Genomic DNA, 19,624 nt, shown 5'->3' with positions numbered 1-19,624 from the left:
GTGGAAAGAAACCAAACGTCAGGCAAGCAGGATTTCGCTGATCGCCTAGGCGTCCTTGGTCGTGCGTTCGCGCAAAGCGGCGAGCGCCTTGTCGGCGTGGACGTCGAACTTCAGCTCGCTCTTGACGACCTCGAGGATCTTGCGGTCGGTGTCGATGACGAAGGTGCGCCGCTTGGCGTGCAGCGGGCTGAACCGGCGCCAGACGCCGAACTGCTTGGCGACGGTGCCGTCCACATCGGACAGCAACGGGTAGTCGAAGCCGTGCAGGGCGGAGAATTCGCGTTGTTTGGTGATGCCGTCGGGGCTGATCCCGACGCGGTGCGCGCCGACTTCGCCGAATTCCGCGGCCAGGTCGCGAAAGTGGCAGCTCTCCGAGGTGCAGCCGCCCGTCATCGCGGCCGGGTAGAAGAACAGCACGACCGGGCCGGAGGTCAGGAAGTCCGACAGGGTGCGGTCCTGGCCCTTGTCGTCGGGCACGGTGAAGTCCGGGGCGAGGTCTCCTTGGTCCATGCCCGGCATTCGGAGCCGGGTGCGCGCCGGATTGGTCCCGTTGCTCAGCGGGTGCAGCGCCAGAAGACCGTCGCGGTGTACGGGAAAAGGATCTTGTCGTACTCCTCGCAGTCCGTGAAACCGGCCCAAGTCGCCTGGTTCCTGGCGTCATGACGGGCGTAGATGAGTTCGAGGCCGAAGTCGCTCGATCCGCGGCCGACGAATTCCCTCGTTTCCAGCGCGCTCGCGGGAGTGGCGATCGTGCCGGTGATGGCGGCCGCGCCGAGCAGCGTGAGCAGTGTTTTTCTCATGGCTACCACGCTAGAGCCGGGGGACCGCGAGGTCCGCCCGCTGGATGGGCGCTGCCGCTGCGGCCGTCCGTCGTAGGCGGGTTCCCACGATGTGCGACCCCGGTGGGGCGCGAAACGGATATCGTCGCGCCATGTCTTCTTCTCGCGAGATCGGCACCCGGCGTGCCTTCGATGACGCCGCGGCCGACTTCACCGCGTTGGGGCGCCATCTGTGGGAGCCGATCGGCGAGGCGACCGCGGCGGCCGCCGGAATCCGTACGGGAGATCGCGTTCTCGACGCCTGCTGCGGCACCGGCGCGTCGGCGATTCCGGCCGCGCGCGTTACCTCGACTCCTTGCGTGCCGAAGGCGTGACCGAACTCGACGCCACCACGCTGATCGGCTCCGGCCACTCCCGCAATTAGTCCTCTAGTTGCGGTCGTTGCGCGTGCAAGGACCGCAACTAGAGGACTAATTGCATGGGGTGAGCAGTTTCGGTGTACATTCGTTCACTCAAACCGGGTGAACGGCGGGTACGGGTGCGACCAGTCAAAGACTCCTCTGCGCGGGGCCGCGGGCAAGGGCCGTTCGACTCCTGGCTGCTCGGCCCGCTGGATCAGGACGCGACCGCGTTGCGCCGTCGCGTCCAGGGATTGCTCACCGGGACGCTCATCGCGACCAACGTCATCGGCGCGCTGGTCGTGGTCGGACTGGCGGCGTTGCTCATGCCCGCTCCCGGTATGTCCGGCGACCTCGTCCGCGTCACCGCCATCGCGGTTCCCGTCTACGTGGTCTCCGCCGTCGTCGTGGGCGCGCTGTGGGGCACTCGTGGTGCGCTGCGGACGTTGCGCTGGGCGGCCGACGGCCGGACGCCGACCGACAAGGAACGCGCCGCCAGCCTGCGGGTCCCGTTGCGCCTGACGCTGGTCCAGGCGGTGTTGTGGGGCGTCGCGACCGTGGTGTTCGGTGCGCTGGCCGCGCTGGTGCAGCCGCGGGTCGTGCTGACCGAACTGCTCGTCGTCGCGTTCGCCGGTGTCGTCGTCTGCGCCATCGCTTATCTGGCCGGAGAGTTCATCCTGCGGCCGTACGCGGCCTTGGCCTTGTCGGGCACCTCGCCGGCGCGGCCGCTCAGCGGCGGGGTCAACCTGCGGATGCTGTTGTTCTGGTGCCTCGGCACCGGGGTTCCCGTGGCCGGGCTCGTCGTCACGGCCGTACTGGCGTGGGTGCGCGGCGACGTGTCGACCACGAAGCTCGCCGTCTCGGTGGTCGTGCTCGGCTTGGTGGTGCTGTGCTTCGGGCTGCTGGTGACCGTGTTCACCGCCCGCGCCGTGGTGAACCCGATCCGGTCGGTGCAGCACGCGCTGGGCCGGGTCCGGGCCGGTGATTTCGCCGTGGAGATCCCGGTCTACGACGGCACCGAACTCGGACTGCTGCAGGCGGGCTTCAACGGGATGACCGCCGGTCTCGCCGAACGCGAACGTTTGCGGGACCTGTTCGGCAGGCATGTCGGCGAGGACGTCGCGATCGAGGCGATGCGGACGTCCGCCGAACTCGGCGGCACCGTGCGGACGGTGTCGGTGTTGTTCGTCGATCTGATCGGCTCGACCACGCTGGCCGCCAGCCGTCCTCCCGAAGAGGTCGTCGGCCTGCTCAACCGGTTCTTCGCGGTGGTGGTCGACGAGGTCGACCGCAACCACGGGCTGGTCAACAAGTTCGTCGGTGACGCCGCTCTCGCGATCTTCGGCGCACCGGTGCGGCTGGCGGATCACGCGACCCTCGCGCTGTCCGCCGGCCGGGCGATCGGGCGCAGGCTGGCGGCGGAGGTGCCGGATTGCCCGGCCGGGATCGGCGTGGCGACGGGCGAAGTGGTGGCCGGGAACGTCGGCGACCCGCGGCGGTTCGAGTACACCGTGATCGGCGACCCGGTCAACGAAGCCGCCCGGCTGACGGAGCTGGCGAAGAACGTCGAAGCCCGGTTACTCGCTTCGTGGACGGCGATCGAGTCGGCGGCCGAAACCGAAGCCGGGCATTGGAAAGCGACCGAGGACGTCGTCTTGCGGGGCCGCATCCGGCCCACCACACTCGCGACACCGAGGTCCTGAAACTCCGGTCCGTGGTGGATTCACATCCTTTGTGAACGGGCCGTGAATCTTGCGCGAATCCCGCGCCCGGCCCACCGCGGCTCCTGTGAACGATCACAGCGTTTCTTTCGCGCGTCTTGAGGACGTTGTGCCCGGAGACGGGCCGGCGCACGGTGATCTCCCCATCCCCATGTCAAAGGAGACATCTGTGAAGAGCTTTTCGAGGGCCGCGCTGGCCACCGGAGCCGCCGTCTTCGCGCTGAGCATGCTGCCCGCCACCGCCCTCGCGCAGCCCGGCGATGCCGGGGACCGGCCCCACGGCCTGATCCAGACCCAGACCCACACCCAGGTGCGCGAGATCGCCCCCGTGGCGGGGACCGCGACGACGATCGCCGCCACGGCGGCCTCGAAGCAGCTGAACTACACCCAGCAGGTCCAGCAGTACAACCAGTGGTGCTGGGCGGCGGACGGTTCGAGCATCGAGCGGTCGCAAGGCGGCACGGCCACCCAGGCCCAGTTCTGCGCGGCGGGCAAGGGCACGTCGGCCGGGTACTGCCCGAACCAGCCCGCCCAGATCCCCGAGATCGTCCGCGGTTTCCGCGGCACCGGCTTCTCCGCGCAGGACGCGGGCGGTCCCATCGGCTTCAACTCCGTCGTCGCCCAGGTCGACGCCGGGATCCTGAACCTGACGGGGATCTACTGGACCTCCGGCGGTGGCCACGCCGAGGTGATCTACGGCTACGACTCGGCGAACCAGTCGATCATGGTCGGTGACCCGTGGCCGACCTACCAGCGGTACCAGACCTGGAACTACAACCAGTACCGCAGCAACGGTCAGTTCCGCTGGAACGACACCATCGTCAACATCCGGAAGGGCTGAGAAGCGGTCATGCACAAGATCTGCCGGAAGTTCTCCAGTTGTCTCGTGGTGGCCGTCGCGGCGCTCCTGCCCGCCACGTTGCCCGCCGCGGCCGGTGAGGGAGTCGTCCCGCCCTCGGCCGACGATCTCGCGGCCGCCGTGCGCGTCGCGGGCGAACCGGGCGCGATCGGTCTCGCGAAATCGAACTTCCGGCAGGTCGACCACATCGAACCGCGACGGATCACGATGGGAGAGAGGGGAATCCCCGTCTTCACCCTCAATCCCGAGTTCGTGAGGGGCACGGCAGGCGCGCCGGCGGGTGTGCTGAGATCCGTCGCGGTGACGGCCACCGCGGATTCCGGCCAGAAGGCGACGCTTCAGGCAATGCCGGAGAGCCCGGGGAAGTGGGTCGCGGCGAGCGTGTTCTCCGGGAACGACGAAGAGACGCTGAGCGGGCGGCTCCGGCCCGGTTCGGTCCTGCTCAACGAGCCGCAGATCAACGGCTGGTACGAACTGGGCCCCGACGGCGTGGTGCTCCTGCAAGCCAGTCTTCCCCAGACACCGGTGGGGAAGTTCCTCTCGCTTTCCGACTATCAGCGAGAAGTGCACGGCCGCTACGCCGACAAGCTGCCGGGCTCGGACTACCAGCGAAACCGGGGAATCGGCTTCGCGCAAGCGACACCTCCGCCCGCCGACACCGGCCTGCCCGTCCCGATCGTGGCAAGCCTGATCGCCGCCGCGATCGCCGGGTTGGGCGTCGTACTGTTCGCGGTGCGCCGGAAGCGCCACGCTACTCCCAGATGAGGTCGATCCCCGCGATCCCGACGCCGAGATCCTCGAAGTAGGCGCTGACCGTCGCCCCCGGCCCGGGATGCAGAGGTTCACTGACCACGGGATCGAGTTCTTCGCGCTCCCGCACGGTTTTGACGGATCTCGCGGGAATCGCGTCGGCGTCGAAACGTATCCGAAGCAGATAGGCCGACATGCGAGACCGCACCGTCCGGTGGAAACAGGTCGAACGGACCGACGCGGCCAAGCGCAAGGTGAACGCGAAAGTGTGTGTTTCCCCTTCCGCCAGGCCGCGATCGAAGAGGAGCTCGAACACCATTCCCGGCGATGAGGTGCTTCGGCGCACCCGCCCTCTTCGGCAGCCGTCGGCGGCGAAGACCGTCGTGGCCTCCATGTCGGTGCCGGGTTCGTCCTGATGGGTGACCACGAAGCCGTCCGCACCGGGCGCCCGTGCCCGCACCACCATCGTCGAGGTGATTTCCGCGATCCGTCCTTCGCCGGTCATGGTCAGCACGTCGACGACGGTCACGACGTCGAGCTTCGCGTTTCCCGCCGCACCGGGTGACTCGCTCAGTTCGTCCAGCAGCGAGCAGGTTTCGGCCCAGCTCCGCCGTAGTTCCGCCACCGAAGGCCGGCGGTCGCCTTCGCCGGTTGACCTTCGCTGTGGGCCGATCAGGACGACCAGGCTGTCCGCGGGAAGGCCGAGTACCGCTTCGAGCGCGCGGACGATGTCGAGTGATCGCGGCGTCGACGGATGCCGGAGTCCGCGCTGCCAGTAGCTCAGGGTCGATTCGGCCACGGAAACACCGCGTGCCGCGAGATGCGCGCGGATGCGGGACAGGGAAAGCCCGCGATGCTCCACCGCTTCGGAGAGCGCGTGATGGAAGGGGCCGGACCGGACGGCGTCCGGGACCGATCGGCGGACCGTGTTCGCCGTGCCGGGCTCCTCGCGTTCCTGGTACATAGGGCACCCCCACCAACGCCGGGTTGGCGCACAGCATGCGCAGTCAGGCGGCCGGCGGCAACCGTCGAAGGTCGAGAACCGGACTTTCCGCCCCGTCAGGCGAACTCGAGCCGCAGACCGTCGAGGCCGCGCAGTGTCACCTGCTTCACCCAGACCGGATCGGCGGTCAGGTGGAAGGCATGGCCGCTGCCGAGCAGTGTCTCGAACAGGGTCCGGCCCTCCAGCCGCGCCAGCGGGGCGCCGAGGCAGAAGTGGATGCCTTGCCCCAGCGCGAGATGTCTCGGCGAAGGCCTGTCGACGTCGAACCGGCCCGGGGTCTCATACGCGCGCGGGTCGCGATTGGCCGCTCCCAGCAACACCACCGTCTGGTCGCCCTCGCCGACGGATTCGCCGCCGACGGTCGCGTCCCGCAGGGCGATCCGCGTGGTCAGCTGGACGGGGGAGTCGTACCGGAGCATCTCCTCGACCGCGTTCGGGATCTTCGACCGGTCCTCGGCCAGTTTCCGGTGCTGCTCCGGGTGGTTCAGCAACGCGAGCATCCCGTTGCCGATCAGGTTGGTCGTCGTCTCGTGCCCGGCGACCAGCAGGAGCATCGCGGTGATCACCAGTTCGCCCTCGCTGAGCCGGTCGCCCTCGTCGGACACCGACACCAGATCGGAGAACAGATCGCCGGTCGGCCGCTTCCGCCGTTCCTTCGCCAGCTCCCGGAAATAGGCGACGAACTCGCGCCGGGCGGCGACAGCGGCGGCAGCGGTCTCCTTCGCGATCAGGAAGGACGGGTCGAGCGCTCGCCCCATGGCGTGCGACCAGCTCTCGAACCGGCCACGGTCGGCGAGGGGAACCCCGAGCATCTCGCTGACGATGACGACCGGCAGCGGCCTCGCGATCTCGGCCATGAGGTCGAATTCGCCCATTTCGAGCGCCTTCGCGACCAGCTCCTTCGCCAGTTCCTCAACCCTCGGCGCGAGTTGTTCGACCATCCTCGGCGTGAACGCCTTGGAGACCAGCCGCCGCAGCCGCGTGTGGTCGGGCGGGTCGAGCGCGAGGAACGACCGGATCACCCGGCCCTGGTCGTCCACCGGCTCGTTCTCGTGCGGATCCGGCAGCACCTCCGGCTCCGAGTGCCCGAACGCGGGGTTCCGCAGCAGCGCGGACGCCTCCTCGAACCCGCTCACCACGAAGAACCTGTCGGCGGCCTTCACCACCGGGCCGCGTTCGAAGACCTGGCGGTAGAACGGGTACGGATCGGTCCTGGTCTCCGGTGTGAGGAGGTTTTCGAGCATCTCCCGATCTTATGCGCGAAAGTGTTCGCATGACTGTCGACGCGATGATCGAAGACCTCAGGACACTAGTCGAAATCGAGTCGCCTTCCGGTGACCTCGAGGCGTTGACGGCATCGGCCGAGGCGGTCGCCGCCCTCGTGGAGACCCGCCTCGGCGGAACGGCGACCTTCGTCGAAAGCGCGGCGGGGCCCCACGTCCGGTGGACCGGCGGTGGTGAACCCCGCGTGCTGATCCTGGGGCACCACGACACCGTGTTCCCGATCGGCACGCTGGCCCGCCGTCCGTTCACGGTGGCGGACGGCCGGGTGACCGGACCCGGGGTGTTCGACATGCTCGGCGGACTGGTGCAGGCGATCCACGGCCTGGCGGCACTCGATGACCTGACCGGCGTCGAGATCCTGGTGACCGCGGACGAGGAAACCGGCTCGCACGCGTCCCGGGCGCTCATCGAGGAACGCGCCCGCGCGTGCGGCACGGTGCTCGTGTTCGAAGGCGCGGCCGACGGCGGCGGGCTCAAGATCGGCCGCAAGGGATGCGGCACGTTCAAGGTCGTCGTCACCGGCCGGGCGTCGCACGCGGGCCTCGAACCCGAAGCCGGCGTGAACGCGTTGACCGAAGCGGCGCACCAGGTGCTGGAGATCGCGGCACTCGGCAGGCCCGAGGCCGGGACGAGCGTCACCCCGACCGTCGCTTCGGCGGGAACGGCGAGCAACGTCGTCCCCGCCTCCGCGACCGTCGTGGTCGACGTCCGGGTCGAGACCATCGCCGAAAAGGCCCGCGTCGAGGCGGGCTTCGCCGCGCTGACCCCGCGTCTCGACGGCGCTGAGATCACCGTGCGGGGCGGGATCCACCGGCCTCCGATGCCCGAGTCGGCCGCCGCTAGCCTTTTCGCAATGGCGGAACGGCTGCTGCCCGGAGTCGCCGGGGTGGCCGTCGGCGGCGGGAGCGACGGTAACCTCACGGCCGCGATCGGCGTCCCGACCCTCGACGGGCTGGGCGCTGTCGGCGGCGGCGCTCACGCGGACCACGAGTACCTGCTGGTCGAGTCGATGGCGGAGCGGTCGGATCTGGTCACCGGCCTCGTGGCGGCGCTGGCCACTTCGCAACTAGAGGACTAAACGCGAGCGGACTAGGGGGTGTGAATGCGCCAGTTCTTGCCCGAAATCGGGCAAGAACTGGCGTTTCGAGCCCTCGCTGTGCATGATGGGGGCGTGGAGGACGCGGACATCGTCGAGCAGGTGGCCTTGTCGACGGGTCTGTCGACGGCCATCGCGGCTCGCGTCGTCGAGGACGTCCTGGCGTTCTACCGGCAACCGGTCGAGCACTACGTCCGGTCGCGGCACGCCCAGTTGCAGGCCGAAGGCAGGAAGAACCCCGAGATCTTCCCGCTCATCGCCGGGGAACTGAGCCGCCGGCTCGTCGCGCCTCCCGATCTGTCCGAGCGGCAACTGCGCCGCATCGTCTACGACTGAGGAGACCACGCCGGTCTTCGCGTGGAATCCGTCCGTTTCTTTGTGAGGTTGACTCGTCATGTGCGGAATCGTCGGCTACATCGGCGGCCAGAACGCCGCCCCCATCCTGATCGAGGGGCTGACGCGGCTGGAGTACCGAGGCTACGACTCGGCCGGGATCTCCGTCCTCGGCGGCAAAGGCGCCCAGGTGCACCGGATCGTGGGGCGCGTGCGGAACCTGACGGCGGCCCTGCCCAAGCGGCTCGCGGGCAAGGTCGGCATCGGGCACACGCGGTGGGCGACGCACGGCCCGGCGACCGAGGCGAACGCCCATCCGCACGTCTCCGAGGACGGCCGGATCTCCGTGGTGCACAACGGGATCATCGACAACGCCGACAGCCTGCGCGAGCAACTGGGCCAGGCCGGGGTGACGCTGACCTCCGAGACCGACACGGAGGTGCTCGCCCACCTCATCGCGCGGTCGGGCGCGAAAACCCTCGAAGACGCTGTCGTAGAGGCCGTTTCCCGCGTCACCGGTACCTACGCGATCGCGGTGACCGACACCGCGCACCCCGACCGCGTCGTCGTCGCGCGCAACGGTTCCCCGCTGATCATCGGCGTCGGCGACCGGGAGATGTTCGTGGCCAGCGACCTGTCCGCGCTGGTCCGGCACACCTCGCAGGTGGTGCACCTCGATGACGGTGAGTTCGCCAGCGTCTCGGCCACCGGGTACCGCACCTTCACCGTCGACGAGAGCGACACCGGCAAGGCCGCGACCGCGATCGACATCAAGGCCGACGACCTTGATCTCGGCGGTCATCAGCACTACATGTACAAGGAGATCCAGGAGCAGCCGGAATGCCTGGAGCGGATGATCCGGGGCCGCCTCGACGACCGGTTCGGAGTGTCCCGTTTGGACGGTCTGAACCTGACACCCCGTGACCTGCGCGGATTCGCCAGGGTGAAGATCCTCGGCTGCGGCTCGGCGTACTACGCGGGCCAGATCGGCGCGACCATGATCGAGGACCTGGCGCGGGTCCCGGCCGACGCGGAGGCCGCGTCCGAATTCCGTTACCGCAACCCGATCATCGAAGCGGACACCCTTTACATCGCGGTCAGCCAGTCCGGCGAGACCGCGGACACCGCCTTCGCCGTCGAAGAGGTCAAGCGCAAGGGCGGCCGGGTGGTCGGCCTCGTCAACGTCGTCGGCTCATCGATCGCGCGGGCCTGCGAGGGCGGCCTGTACCTGCACGCCGGGCCCGAGATCGCCGTCGCCTCCACGAAGGCGCTCACCAACATGGCCGTCGGATTCGCGATGATCGCGCTGGCCCTCGGCCGCGTCCGCGATCTGTCCAATGCGGACGGACAGCGGATCGTCGCGGCGATCCGGGCCCTGCCGAAGCAGGTCGCGGAGATCGTGGCGGCGGAGGCGGAGATCGCCGAGCACGCCAAGATCTGCGCGGACGCGCGGAGCCTGTTCTTCATCGGCCGGGTCAGGGGCTTCCCGGTGGCGCGGGAGGGCGCGCAGAAGTTCAAGGAGATCTCGTACCGCCACGCGGAGGCCTACCAGACCTCGGAACTCAAGCACGGCCCGCTCGCGCTGATCGACGAAGCGCTGCCGACGGTCGCGATCGTGCCGTCCGACGATCTCGCCGACCGCAACCTCGCCGCGATGCAGCAGATCAGGGCGCGCAAGGGGCAGGTCCTGGCGATCACCCACGACGACGTGGACTTCGGCGACCTCGACGTGCCGCGGTTCGTGGTCCCGCGTTCGGAGCCGGAACTCGACCCGATCCTGCTCACGATCCCGCTGCAACTGCTGGCCTACCACGCCGCGCTGCTCCTCGGTCACGACATCGACAAGCCGAGGAACCTCGCGAAGTCCGTCACCGTGGAGTGATTCCGAAGGGGAAGGTCTCCTTCAGCTCCACTCGTCCCGCTCACCGGGACCCGCTCTATACCGCAACTAGAGGACTAATTGCGGTGAGTGGGTTCGTGGTGGGCGGAACGGGCAGTCATTCCGGCCGATCGGGCAGCGTGATCCGGTGGACGGGGCGTGTGATCTGGTGGCGGGCGCGTGTGATCCGGTGGCGGGCGCGTGTGATTCGGCGGTCGGCGCGTGTGATCCGGTGGCGGGTGCGTGTGATCCGGTGGACGGCGCATGTGATCCGGCGGACGGCGCGTGTGATCCGATGGACGACACGTGTGATTCGGCGGACGACACGCGTGATTCGGTGGTCGGCGCGTGTGATTCGGCGGATATCACAGAGGAGAGTCCGTTCGGTGGTGTGTCCTTAAAGGACAGGACCTCGCCGTAGCCGCGGGGGAGCAGACCGCGGATATCGAGGTTCCGTTGTCGGACCCGCGAGAAACCAACTATTGTCGCCCTGTCCGCTCATTCGCCAGGCCCGGAGGTGACCGTTGTACGCCGAAGAGCGGCAACGCGCCATCCTCAAGCAGGCCCGGCGTAACGGCCGCGTCGACGTGGCGACGCTCGCGGCCGCGTTCGAGATCACCAGCGAGACCGTCCGGCGTGACCTGACGGCCCTGGAACGCAGCGGGGTGCTGCGGCGGGTGCACGGCGGCGCGATCCCGGTCGAGCGGCTGGGTATCGACCCTGGTCTCGACGCCCGTGACAAGGCGATGTGCGGGGAAAAGGACCGTATCGCCGCCGCCGCGCTGGACCAGATCCCCGCCGAGGGCGCGATTCTGCTGGACGCGGGCACCACCGTGGCGCGGCTGGCGAACCTCGTCCCCGCCGACCGCGAACTGACCGTGGTCACCCATTCGCTGCCGAACGCGTTCGCGCTCGCCAACCGGCCCGGCATCACGCTGATGCTGGCAGGCGGAAGGCTGCGCGGGCACACGATGGCCGCTGTCGACAGCTGGGCGCTCAACGCCCTCAAAGACACCTACGTCGACGTCGCCTTCATCGGCACCGACGGCCTTTCCGTCGAACGGGGACTCACCACGCCGGACACCGCCGAGGCGATGGTCAAACGCGCGGCCATCGCGTCCGCGCGGCGTACGGTGCTGCTGGCGGACCACACCAAGTTCGGCAACGACCACTTCGCCCGCTTCGGTGACCTCCGCGACGTCGACACCCTGATCACCGACAGCGGCGTCGACCCTCAGGCGGCCGACGAAATCACCCGGACCGGCGTCAAGGTGGTCACCGTTTGAGGCGAACGGGCGAGCGGCTCGCCGGATATCTGATGACCGCGCCGTTCTACGTGCTGTTCGGCGTTTTCGGTCTCTTCCCGCTGCTCTACACCGCATGGGTGGCGCTGCACCACTGGCATCTGGTCAACGGCGACACCGGGTTCGCCGGGCTCGGCAACTTCGCCGTCCTGCTCCAGGACCCGTATTTCTACAACGCGCTCTTCAACACGGTCAGCATTTTCGTCCTGTCGACCGTCCCGCAACTGCTGGCCGCGCTCGGGCTCGCGGCCCTGCTCGACCGTCCGCTGCGGGCGCGGACCCTGTGGCGGGCCAGTGTGCTGTTGCCCAACGTCGTCTCGGTGGTCGCGGTGGCGCTGGTGTTCAGCCAGCTTTTCGCCGAGGACTACGGCGTCGTCAACTGGGCGCTGGGACTGGTGGGGCTCGACCCGGTGGACTGGCGGTCGGATCGGTTCGCCTCCCACGTCGCGGTGAGTGTGATGGTGATGTGGCGTTGGACCGGCTACAACGCGCTGCTCTATCTCGCGGCCATGCAGTCGGTGCCGCAGGAGCGTTACGACGCCGCGATGCTCGACGGAGCCTCGCGCTGGCGGACCCTCTGGTCGATCACCGTGCCCGCGATCCGGCCGACGATCGCCTTCACCGTCGTCGTCTCGACCATCGGCGGGCTCCAGCTGTTCGCCGAGCCGCAGTTGTTCGACGACACCGGTATCGCCGGGACCGGCGGCGCAGACCGGCAATTCCAGACGCTCGCCATGTACTTGTACGAGAAGGGTTTCGGCGAGTTCGACGCCGGATACGCGGCGGCCATCGCATGGCTGCTCTTCCTGTTCTCGGCGGGGTTCGCCCTGGTCAACTTCTCGCTCGTGCGCCGCATGCGGGGTGGTGAGTGACCGTGGCGGCGAGGGAACGGACCGGGTTCGTCGTCTACGGGCTGCTGCTCGCCGTCGGCATCGCTTCGATCTTCCCGTTGTACTGGTCGTTCGTGGTGTCCTCCAAGGACAATTCCGCCCTCGGCGAGACGATCCCGCCGCTGCTGCCCGGCGGCAACCTGATCGAGAACGTGGGCCGGGTCTTCGAGACGGTCGACTTCTGGCTGGCGATGCAGAACTCGCTGATCGTCGCCGGCACGGTGACCGTGTCGAACGTCCTGCTGTCCAGCATGGCCGGATTCGCCTTCGCCCGCTTGCGATTTCCCGGCCGCGACTCGCTTTTCCTGGTCGTCATCGGCACCGCCATGGTGCCCGCCCAGCTCGGCGTCATCCCGCTCTACCTGGTGGTCGGCGAACTCGGCTGGTACGGACGGCTGGAGGCGGTGATCGTGCCGGGGCTGGTCGGCGCGTTCAGCGTGTTCTGGATGCGGCAGGCCTGCGAGGAGGCGATCCCGGGTGAACTGCTCGACGCCGGGCGTGTCGACGGCTGTTCGACGGCGCGGCTGTTCTGGAACGTCGCCATGCCCGCCATCCGCCCCCAGGCCGCGGTGCTCGCCATGCTGACGTTCATGACGGCGTGGAACGACTTCTTCTGGCCGCTGGTCGTCCTCGACCCCAACGCGCACCCGACCGTCCAGGTGGCACTTTCGCGGCTGGCGAGCGGCTACTTCACCGACTACTCGCTGATGCTCACCGCGGCCACGATCGGCGTACTGCCCGTCATCGTGCTGTTCATCCTGCTGGCCAGGAAAGTGGTCGACGGCGTCATGCGCGGGGCGCCACGGGGCTGAGGCGGCCCCCGGATGTTATGAACGGACCGTTTATAACAAAATTTGCAATGAACGGACCGTTCATAACACTTCAGGGAGCCGTGACCGGACCGGTCACGATCTGTGCCGGGGGTCGCTGTCGACTTCCTTGAGTCCGTTGCGCGCCACCACGTCCGCGTAGAACCGGGCGCTGTCCTTGAGCACCCGTGCCTGCGTGCCGAAGTCGACGTGCACGAGGCCGAATCGCTGCGTGTACCCCATGGCCCACTCGAAATTGTCGAGCAACGACCAGGCCATGTAGCCGCGGACGTCGGCGCCGCGTTCGATCGCGTCGTGCACGGCGCCGAGGTGCTCGGCGAAGTACCGGACGCGTTTCTCGTCGTGCACGCGCCCGGCCACGACCTCGTCCTCGAAGGCGGCACCGTTCTCGGCGATCACCAGCGGCAGGCCGGGGCAGTGATCCCGCAACCACAGCAACAGATCCGTGAACGACTCCGGCCGTTGCTCCCAGCCCAGCGAGGTCACGTCGCCGCGCGGCGGGGTGACGTCCATCCCGCGCAGACCCGGCAGCGGGCAGTTGCTGTCGGCCTCGGGGTCGGCGAGCGGGGCGGCGCGGGCGGGCGCGTAGTAGTTGACGCCAAGGACGTCCAGAGGCTGGGCGATGAGTTCCAGGTCGCCGTCGGCGATCGCCGGTTCGAGGGTGCCGAGATGCGCGAGATCCGCCAGCAACTCCGGCGGATAGCCCCGGCCGAGCAGCGGGTCGAGGAAGAACCGGTTGTGCAGGAAGTCGAATCTGCGCGCGGCCTCGCGGTGCGCGGCATCGTTCACCTCGGTCAGTACCGGGGCGAAGTTGAGCACGATGGACACCTCCTGCTCGCCGCCGCCCGCGCGCAACGCCTGCGCGGCCAGTCCGTGCGCGAGCATGAGGTTGTGCCCCGCCACCACCGCGGCGCCCTCGTCCTGGATACCAGGGGCGTGGTCGCCGTTGCCGTAGCCGATGAAGGCGGCGCAGAATGGCTCGTTGATCGTGGTCCATTGCCGCACGCGGTCACCGAGTGCTTTGTGGACGGTCAGGGTGTAGTCGGCGAAAAGGCTCGCGAGATCGCGGTTGGGCCAGCCGCCTTCGTCTTCCAGCGCCTGCGGCAGATCCCAGTGGTAGAGCGTGGTCATCGGGGTGATCCCGTGCTCCAGCAACGTGTCGACAAGGCGATCGTAGAAGGCGAGCCCGCGTGGCTCGATCGTGCGGCCGTCCGGCATGATCCGCGACCACGCGACGGAAAAGCGGTAGTACGGCACACCGAGTTCGCGCAGCAGGCCGACGTCCTCGCGGTAGCGCCGGTAGTGGTCGCAGGCAGGGTCGCCGGTGGCGCCGTCGAGCACCCGGCCGGGTCGCGCGGCGAAAGTGTCCCAAATGGACGGTCCGCGGCCGTCCGCCGTCGTCGATCCTTCGATCTGGAAGGCCGCCGTGGCCGTGCCCCAGCGGAACCCTGCCGGAAAGCCGCGTGTCACGTCGCCTCCGCTCACTTGGCGGCCGCGGCGCGGCCTTCGGTCGACGCCTGCGTCCAAGCCTGTTCGAGCGATTGCCGCCCCTCTTCGACCCGGCCGAGCGCGTGCCCGTACACGGGCCGCACCTCGCCGTCACGCAGCCCGCGATAGTTCGGCCGCAGCGCTTCGGCGGACGCGGCGAAGATCTTGCCGACCGGCGCGTCACTGAAGTACTCGCTGGTGTGGGAAAGCACGGCACCGTCCTGATAGGCGCCCAGCGCGCTCGGCAGCAGGCCGCTGTCCAGGAAGATCCGTTTCTGCTGTTCGGGCGCGGTGAGCCAGACGGCGAGGTCGTAGGCCTCCTTGCGGTGCTCGCCCTGCTTCGGGACGGTCAGGAACGACCCACCCCAGTTGCCCGCCTTGCCCGGAACCGAGGTGACATCCCATTTGCCCGCCAGCTCCGGGCCTCCAGCCTCTTCGATCTGGGTGAGCATCCAGGCGGGACAGGTGATCGCGGCGAACCGGCTCTGCTTGATCGCCACCGTCCACGGCTGGGTGAAGGTGGTGACGGCGGCCGTCTCCTTCTTCAGCGCCATCCCGCCCGCCAGGTCGAAGGCCTTGCGCACGTTCGGGTTCGTGTCGCCGACGAACTTGTCGTCCGCCTTGGCGAAGTAGTTCTCCTGCGCCTGGTTGAGCATCGCCGTGTAGATGGTGCCCGCCGAGTCGGCGAACTTGACGTCCGGCGCCCCCGAGCTGAACTTCTCCCCGGTCTCGGCGAACTTCTCCCAGGTCGGCCACAGCGCGGCCACCTGGTCGCGGTCGGCAGGCAGACCCGCGTTCGCGAACAGGTCGCGGCGGTAACAGAGGGCTAGGCTGCCCATGTCGGTGCCGAGGCCCATCACGAACTTTCCGTCGTTCGCGGTGCCCTGGTCCCATTTCCAGCCGGGCCAGTTAGCGCGGAGGCCCTGCGCGCCGAACTCGGACAGATCGCTGAACTTGTCCGTGGATTGCCGGAACTTGGGGAGATACTGCTCCTCGATCGCCACCACGTCCGCGCTGCCACGACCGGCGCCGAGGCCGGTGGCGAGCTGACGGTGGTGCGTCTCGAAGTCGGCGACCCGGCCCTCGATGGTGATCCCCGGATGCGCCTTTTCGTACTCGTCGAAGAGCTTCTCGTAGCCGAACTCGCCGAAGGTGGCGACGGTGAGCTTGATCGGTCCGCCGGGTTCCGGCGTGCCCGAACAGCCGGTGAGCAGCAGCACGAGGGCCGTCAATCCGGCTAGCAGGCGGGTCATGGTTCTCCTTGGTGGTGGGGTCATGCGAGCCGTCTCGGCAACCGGTCGCCGACGGTCAGCCGGGAATCGGCGTGCAGTTTGGTCAGCGCCCGGGACACCAGAGACTGCACCGTCCGCCGCGGCAGGCTCAGCTCCGCGGCGATCTCCGGATTGGACAGTTTCGCCGCCACCAGCCGCGCGACCCGGAGCTCCAGCGGTGACAGCGCGCCCGCGTGCCGGGGACCCTGCTCGGCACGGCTCAGCACGCCGTGGCGGCGCAGCCTGCTCTCCGCCCGGCGGATGCTCCAGCCCGCGCCGACCGGCCCGAGCACCTCACACGCCTCGGTGAGCGCCTGGGTGGCCGCTTCGAGGTAGCCCGCGCGGCCGAGCAGTTCGGCGGCGTCCTCCAGCGCGGCCGCGAGTTCGATCGGGCGGCCGACCTCGCGATAGTGGTCGGCCGCGGCCAGCGCGCCTTCGGGATCGCCGTCGATCAGCGCCTGACACCGGCGCGCGGCCGCGGTGGCCCTGGCAGGCACGGTCTCCATGCTCGCCTCTTCGGCGCAGACGGCGAGCGCTCGCCGCGCGACGTCGTCGTTCCCGGCCGCGAGCGCGACGCGGACGACGTCGGGCAGCCATTGGTGGCGCAGCATCATCCGGGCGTAGTCGGGGCGCAGCACCGGGGCGAACAGCCGCAGCGCGTCGTCGAGCCCGCCGCGCTGCTCGGCGGCCATCGCCTGCGCCGCGAGGTAGAAATCGCAGCTCTCACGCTCGGACGAGTTCGACGGCGAATGCGCTTCGGCCGCTTCGAGATGCGCGCGGATGGAAACGCGTTCGTTCCGGTGGCCCGCGATGAGCGCGGCGACCCCGTGCAGCAGCAGCGCGGCGGCACCCGGCTCCCGCACCCCGTAGAAGGTGATCGCCGGACCGTCCTCGGTGACCGAGTCCAGTTCGGCCAGCGCTTCGTCCCAGCGGCCGGTCCAGTAGTAGTGCACGGCCGCCGAGACCTGCGGCCCGGTCGGCAGACCGTGCCGCGCCGCCGTCTCGTACCCGGCGTGCAGCGTGGCGTCCGCTTCGTCGAGCCGGTCGAGGTTCTGCAAGGTGAAGAGGCGGTTGTCGAGCAGGTCGAACCGCAGCGTCGCCAGATCCGCTTCGTCGCCGGTGGTTTCGAGCGCGGCGTCGACCGCGGTCAGCGCCCGGTCGTGCTCGCGGCGGATCGAGTGCACGAGCCACAGCGTCTGCTGCGCGTGCGCGGCGGGATAACGCTCGCCCGCCTCGACGGCTTCGGCGTGCAGGCCGCGCGCGATCCGTTCGGTCTCGTCGAGATCGTCGAGGGTGCCGCGCCGGAAGTTGGCGAGCAGGGTCCGGGTGCTGGTGCGCCACAGCTCCGGCATCGACGGGTCGTCCGCGGTGTCGCCGAGTGCCTCGATCGCGCCGGGGGTGTCACCGCGGCGATACCGCAGGGCGGCGAGGAAATGCCGCATCTGCGCCAGATCCGCCTTGTCACGGACCGTCTTCACCGCCTGCTCGGCCTCGGCCTCCGGGGTCTGTTCGAGCCGGAACAGCACGCGCACCAGCGCGGCGATCAGCGTCTCCCGCTGCTCGCGGGTGGGCACCGTGCCGTCGAGCGCGCCGCGAAGGAGGTCGGCCGCGATGTGCGGGGCGCGGTTGGACACCGCGATGTGGTTGGCGGTGAGCCAGCCGACCAGCCACGGGTCACACGGCACCCGCTCGGCCGCCAGCTGCTCGGCGACCCGTTTGATCGGCGCGCCGCCGCGTGCGAGCGACTCGGCGGCACGCCGGTGCAGTGCGGCGCGGACCGGTCTCGCGATGCCGCCGTAGAGCGCTTGCCGCTGGAACGGGTGGTGGAAGGCGAGTTTGTCGCCGGCGTACTCGATCACGCCTGCGGCGATGGCCGGTTCCAGTTCCCGCAGCACCTCCAGCGGGCTCTTGCCTGCCAGCGCGGCGAGGTCCTCGACCGCGAATTCCGCGCCCAGCAGCGACGCGGTGCGCAGGATCTCGGTCGTGGCCGGATCAAGGCATTCCAGCGTGCGGCCCACCGCCGCCAGCAGCGACCGCGGCGCGTTCTCGGTGCCGTCCAGTGTCACCTCGGCCACGCCCGCGTTGATCCGCAGTGCACCGGTTCGGACCAGGTCGTGCGCGATTTCCCTGGCGTAGAGCGGGTTCCCGGCCGCTCGCCGCACCAGCGGGCGCAGGCTCGGGCCCAGTTTGGCCGCGATGATCACTTCGAACACGGCGGCGACGTCGTCGTCGGTCAGCATCTCGACCGGCATGATCTCGCCGTCCCGCGCCTCGATCCCGCGCCGCAGCTGGGCGAGGTCCCGGCGGCCGTGCCCGGCGCGGGTGGCCGCGACCAGCAGCAACGGAAGCTGGCGGGTGGCGGCGGCCAGCCGCTGCCACAGCAGGACACTGGCCTCGTCGGCCCAGTGGAGGTCGTCGATCACCAGCACCAGCGGGCCTGCCGCGCAGGTCTCGTCGACCAGCGTCAGTAGTTTGTCCACAGTGGACAGCATCGGATCGGCGGGGCCCCAGTTCCCGTGCGCGGGCTCGGCGTGCAGCTCACCGGCCAGCTTGGCTTTGGCCGGATCCGCCGCGCCGTGGTGCACCCCGAGGCATTCCATGATCACCTGGAGCGGGAACCGTTGCTGGAGCTCGTCGGCCGCGGTCCAGGCGAGCTGGCAGCCACGGGCCGCGGCGCTCGACAGCCCGGCGAGCAGCAGCTCCGACTTGCCGATCCCCGGTTCGCCTTCGAGCCACACCGGACGGCCGCGGCCGGCGAGCACGTCGGTGACAAACCCGGCCAGCCGTTCGACCTGCCGCGAACGGCCGGGCAGATATCCCTGGCCGCCGCGTTCGATCGCCTTGGCCGCCGGCGGTGGCACGATCCGCAGCGGAGCCGGTTTCGATCCGGTGACAGGTTTTTCGGTGCCGTCCAGGATGCGCTGGTGCAGTTCGCGCAGCGGGGCACCGGGTTCGACGCCCAGTTCGTCCCGGAGTACTCGCCTCGCCTCGCGGTACGCGGTCAGCGCTTCGGTCCGCCGCCCGCTGGCGTGCAGGGCGCGCATGAGCGTTTCGTGCAGCGACTCGCGCCACGGATGCCGCTGGACCAGCGCGGTCAGCTCGGCCACCAGTTCACGGTGGTCGCCGAGGCCGAGCAGGGCGGTGGCCCGCAGTTCGGTGGCGGTCAGCTGGAGTTCGGCGAGCCGGACGCGTTCCGCTTCGGCGAACGGGCCGGGTACGCCGGAAAAAGCCTCGCCGCGCCAGCGACCGAGCGCGGTGGTCAGCCGCGCGGCCGCACCCCGCTGATCCGCGACGGCGAGCAGCTTCCTGGCGTCGGCGGCGTCCCGTTCGAACCGGTGGACGTCGAGCGCCTCGCGGTCCAGCCGCAGCACATAGCTCGATCCGGACGAACGCAGCACCTCGTGCGCGGCGCCACCGGCCTTGCGGATCGCCCCGCGCAGACCGGAGACGTAGGTGTGGACACTGCCGGTGGCGCTGGGGGGCGCCGCCCCGCCCCAGACGTCGGCGATCAGCTCGCCGAGGGAGATCGCCTGGCCGCGGCGGGCCGCCAAGGTGGCGAAGACCGCGCGCTGCCGGGCGGGCCCGAGCTTCAGCTCGACGTCTTCGAGCCAGGCACGAGGCGGCCCGAGCAGCTCGACGCGCAGGCCGTTCGTCACGCCGGCTCCATTTCTCGTCACGCACCGAAAGTGGCCGGATCACTACTGTGTCACCGCAGTTTAGGACGTTCGGGTGGCGGCCC

At 69.4% G+C, this 19,624-nt stretch carries 17 protein-coding genes; 10 read left to right on the top strand and 7 right to left on the bottom strand.

The genetic code is table 11. From position 1 onward, the window contains the following. Positions 1–45: 45 nt before the first annotated feature. A complete protein-coding gene (locus tag BS329_RS08275) occupies positions 46–510 on the bottom strand; it encodes a peroxiredoxin (protein ID WP_076157535.1) in 465 nt (154 codons plus the stop codon). Between the two features lie 44 nt (positions 511–554). Beyond that, positions 555–800, bottom strand: coding sequence for a hypothetical protein (locus BS329_RS08270; RefSeq protein WP_076157532.1), 246 nt, complete (start codon positions 798–800; stop codon positions 555–557). 131 nt (positions 801–931) lie between these two features. Between BS329_RS08270 and BS329_RS08265 the strand changes: the two genes are divergently transcribed. The 4 genes from BS329_RS08265 (at position 932) to BS329_RS08250 (ending at position 4,522) form a co-directional block, all read left to right on the top strand. Continuing rightward, a complete protein-coding gene (locus BS329_RS08265) occupies positions 932–1,153 on the top strand; it encodes a hypothetical protein (protein WP_244197065.1) in 222 nt (73 codons plus the stop codon). A 164-nt stretch (positions 1,154–1,317) separates the two neighbouring features. Next, positions 1,318–2,880, top strand: coding sequence for an adenylate/guanylate cyclase domain-containing protein (locus BS329_RS08260; protein WP_076158170.1), 1,563 nt, complete (start codon positions 1,318–1,320; stop codon positions 2,878–2,880). A gap of 187 nt (positions 2,881–3,067) precedes the next feature. Further along, the gene (locus tag BS329_RS08255; protein ID WP_076157530.1) at positions 3,068–3,739 is read left to right on the top strand and encodes a papain-like cysteine protease family protein; all 672 of its coding nucleotides are present in this window, start codon (positions 3,068–3,070) and stop codon (positions 3,737–3,739) included. Between the two features lie 9 nt (positions 3,740–3,748). Beyond that, on the top strand, positions 3,749–4,522 hold the full coding sequence (locus tag BS329_RS08250; RefSeq protein ID WP_076157527.1) for a hypothetical protein: 774 nt from the start codon (positions 3,749–3,751) through the stop codon (positions 4,520–4,522). Here BS329_RS08250 and BS329_RS08245 read toward each other — a convergent pair. After that, a complete protein-coding gene (locus tag BS329_RS08245) occupies positions 4,509–5,471 on the bottom strand; it encodes a helix-turn-helix domain-containing protein (RefSeq protein ID WP_208619173.1) in 963 nt (320 codons plus the stop codon). The two genes, BS329_RS08250 and BS329_RS08245, sit on opposite strands and share 14 nt — an antisense overlap. A 95-nt stretch (positions 5,472–5,566) precedes the next feature. Next, entirely contained in the window at positions 5,567–6,754 is a 1,188-nt protein-coding gene (locus BS329_RS08240) for a cytochrome P450 (protein ID WP_076157524.1), read from the bottom strand. 29 nt (positions 6,755–6,783) lie between these two features. On the opposite strand from BS329_RS08240, the gene BS329_RS08235 reads away from it, so the two are divergent. From BS329_RS08235 to BS329_RS08205, 6 genes are all read left to right on the top strand, one after another. Further along, a complete protein-coding gene (locus BS329_RS08235; RefSeq protein ID WP_076157521.1) occupies positions 6,784–7,872 on the top strand; it encodes a M20 family metallopeptidase in 1,089 nt (362 codons plus the stop codon). 93 nt (positions 7,873–7,965) lie between these two features. Beyond that, complete coding sequence (locus tag BS329_RS08230; protein ID WP_076157518.1) at positions 7,966–8,226, top strand: hypothetical protein; 261 nt, start codon at positions 7,966–7,968, stop codon at positions 8,224–8,226. A gap of 58 nt (positions 8,227–8,284) precedes the next feature. Continuing rightward, positions 8,285–10,105: a glutamine--fructose-6-phosphate transaminase (isomerizing) gene (gene glmS, locus BS329_RS08225; RefSeq protein ID WP_076157515.1), complete on the top strand. Its 1,821-nt coding sequence runs from the start codon at positions 8,285–8,287 to the stop codon at positions 10,103–10,105. Positions 10,106–10,626: 521 nt separating this feature from the next. Then, positions 10,627–11,388 carry a DeoR/GlpR family DNA-binding transcription regulator gene (locus tag BS329_RS08215; protein WP_076157510.1) on the top strand — a complete coding sequence of 254 codons (762 nt, stop codon included), beginning with the start codon at positions 10,627–10,629 and terminating at the stop codon, positions 11,386–11,388. Then, positions 11,385–12,278, top strand: a complete 894-nt coding sequence (locus BS329_RS08210; protein WP_084749468.1) for a carbohydrate ABC transporter permease — start codon at positions 11,385–11,387, stop codon at positions 12,276–12,278. The genes BS329_RS08215 and BS329_RS08210 overlap by 4 nt, the downstream gene beginning before the upstream one ends. A 2-nt stretch (positions 12,279–12,280) precedes the next feature. Then, entirely contained in the window at positions 12,281–13,108 is an 828-nt protein-coding gene (locus BS329_RS08205; RefSeq protein ID WP_076158165.1) for a carbohydrate ABC transporter permease, read from the top strand. Between the two features lie 93 nt (positions 13,109–13,201). On the opposite strand, the gene BS329_RS08200 is transcribed toward BS329_RS08205, so the two are convergent. The 3 genes from BS329_RS08200 to BS329_RS08190 are packed head-to-tail and all read right to left on the bottom strand — an operon-like array spanning position 13,202 to position 19,541. Beyond that, the gene (locus BS329_RS08200; RefSeq protein ID WP_076158162.1) at positions 13,202–14,596 is read right to left on the bottom strand and encodes a GH1 family beta-glucosidase; all 1,395 of its coding nucleotides are present in this window, start codon (positions 14,594–14,596) and stop codon (positions 13,202–13,204) included. An 11-nt stretch (positions 14,597–14,607) separates the two neighbouring features. Next, positions 14,608–15,867 (bottom strand): ABC transporter substrate-binding protein, encoded by a 1,260-nt coding sequence (locus BS329_RS08195; protein ID WP_076157504.1) that lies wholly within the window; start codon positions 15,865–15,867, stop codon positions 14,608–14,610. 20 nt (positions 15,868–15,887) lie between these two features. Next, positions 15,888–19,541: an ATP-binding protein gene (locus tag BS329_RS08190; RefSeq protein WP_076157501.1), complete on the bottom strand. Its 3,654-nt coding sequence runs from the start codon at positions 19,539–19,541 to the stop codon at positions 15,888–15,890. Positions 19,542–19,624: the final 83 nt, after the last annotated feature.

This window comes from Amycolatopsis coloradensis (genome assembly GCF_001953865.1).
In the GTDB taxonomy this organism is placed as follows: Bacteria; Actinomycetota; Actinomycetes; order Mycobacteriales; family Pseudonocardiaceae; genus Amycolatopsis; species Amycolatopsis coloradensis.
Note: the sequence above shows the minus strand (reverse complement) of the source record. Positions and strands in the feature narration are given on the sequence as shown.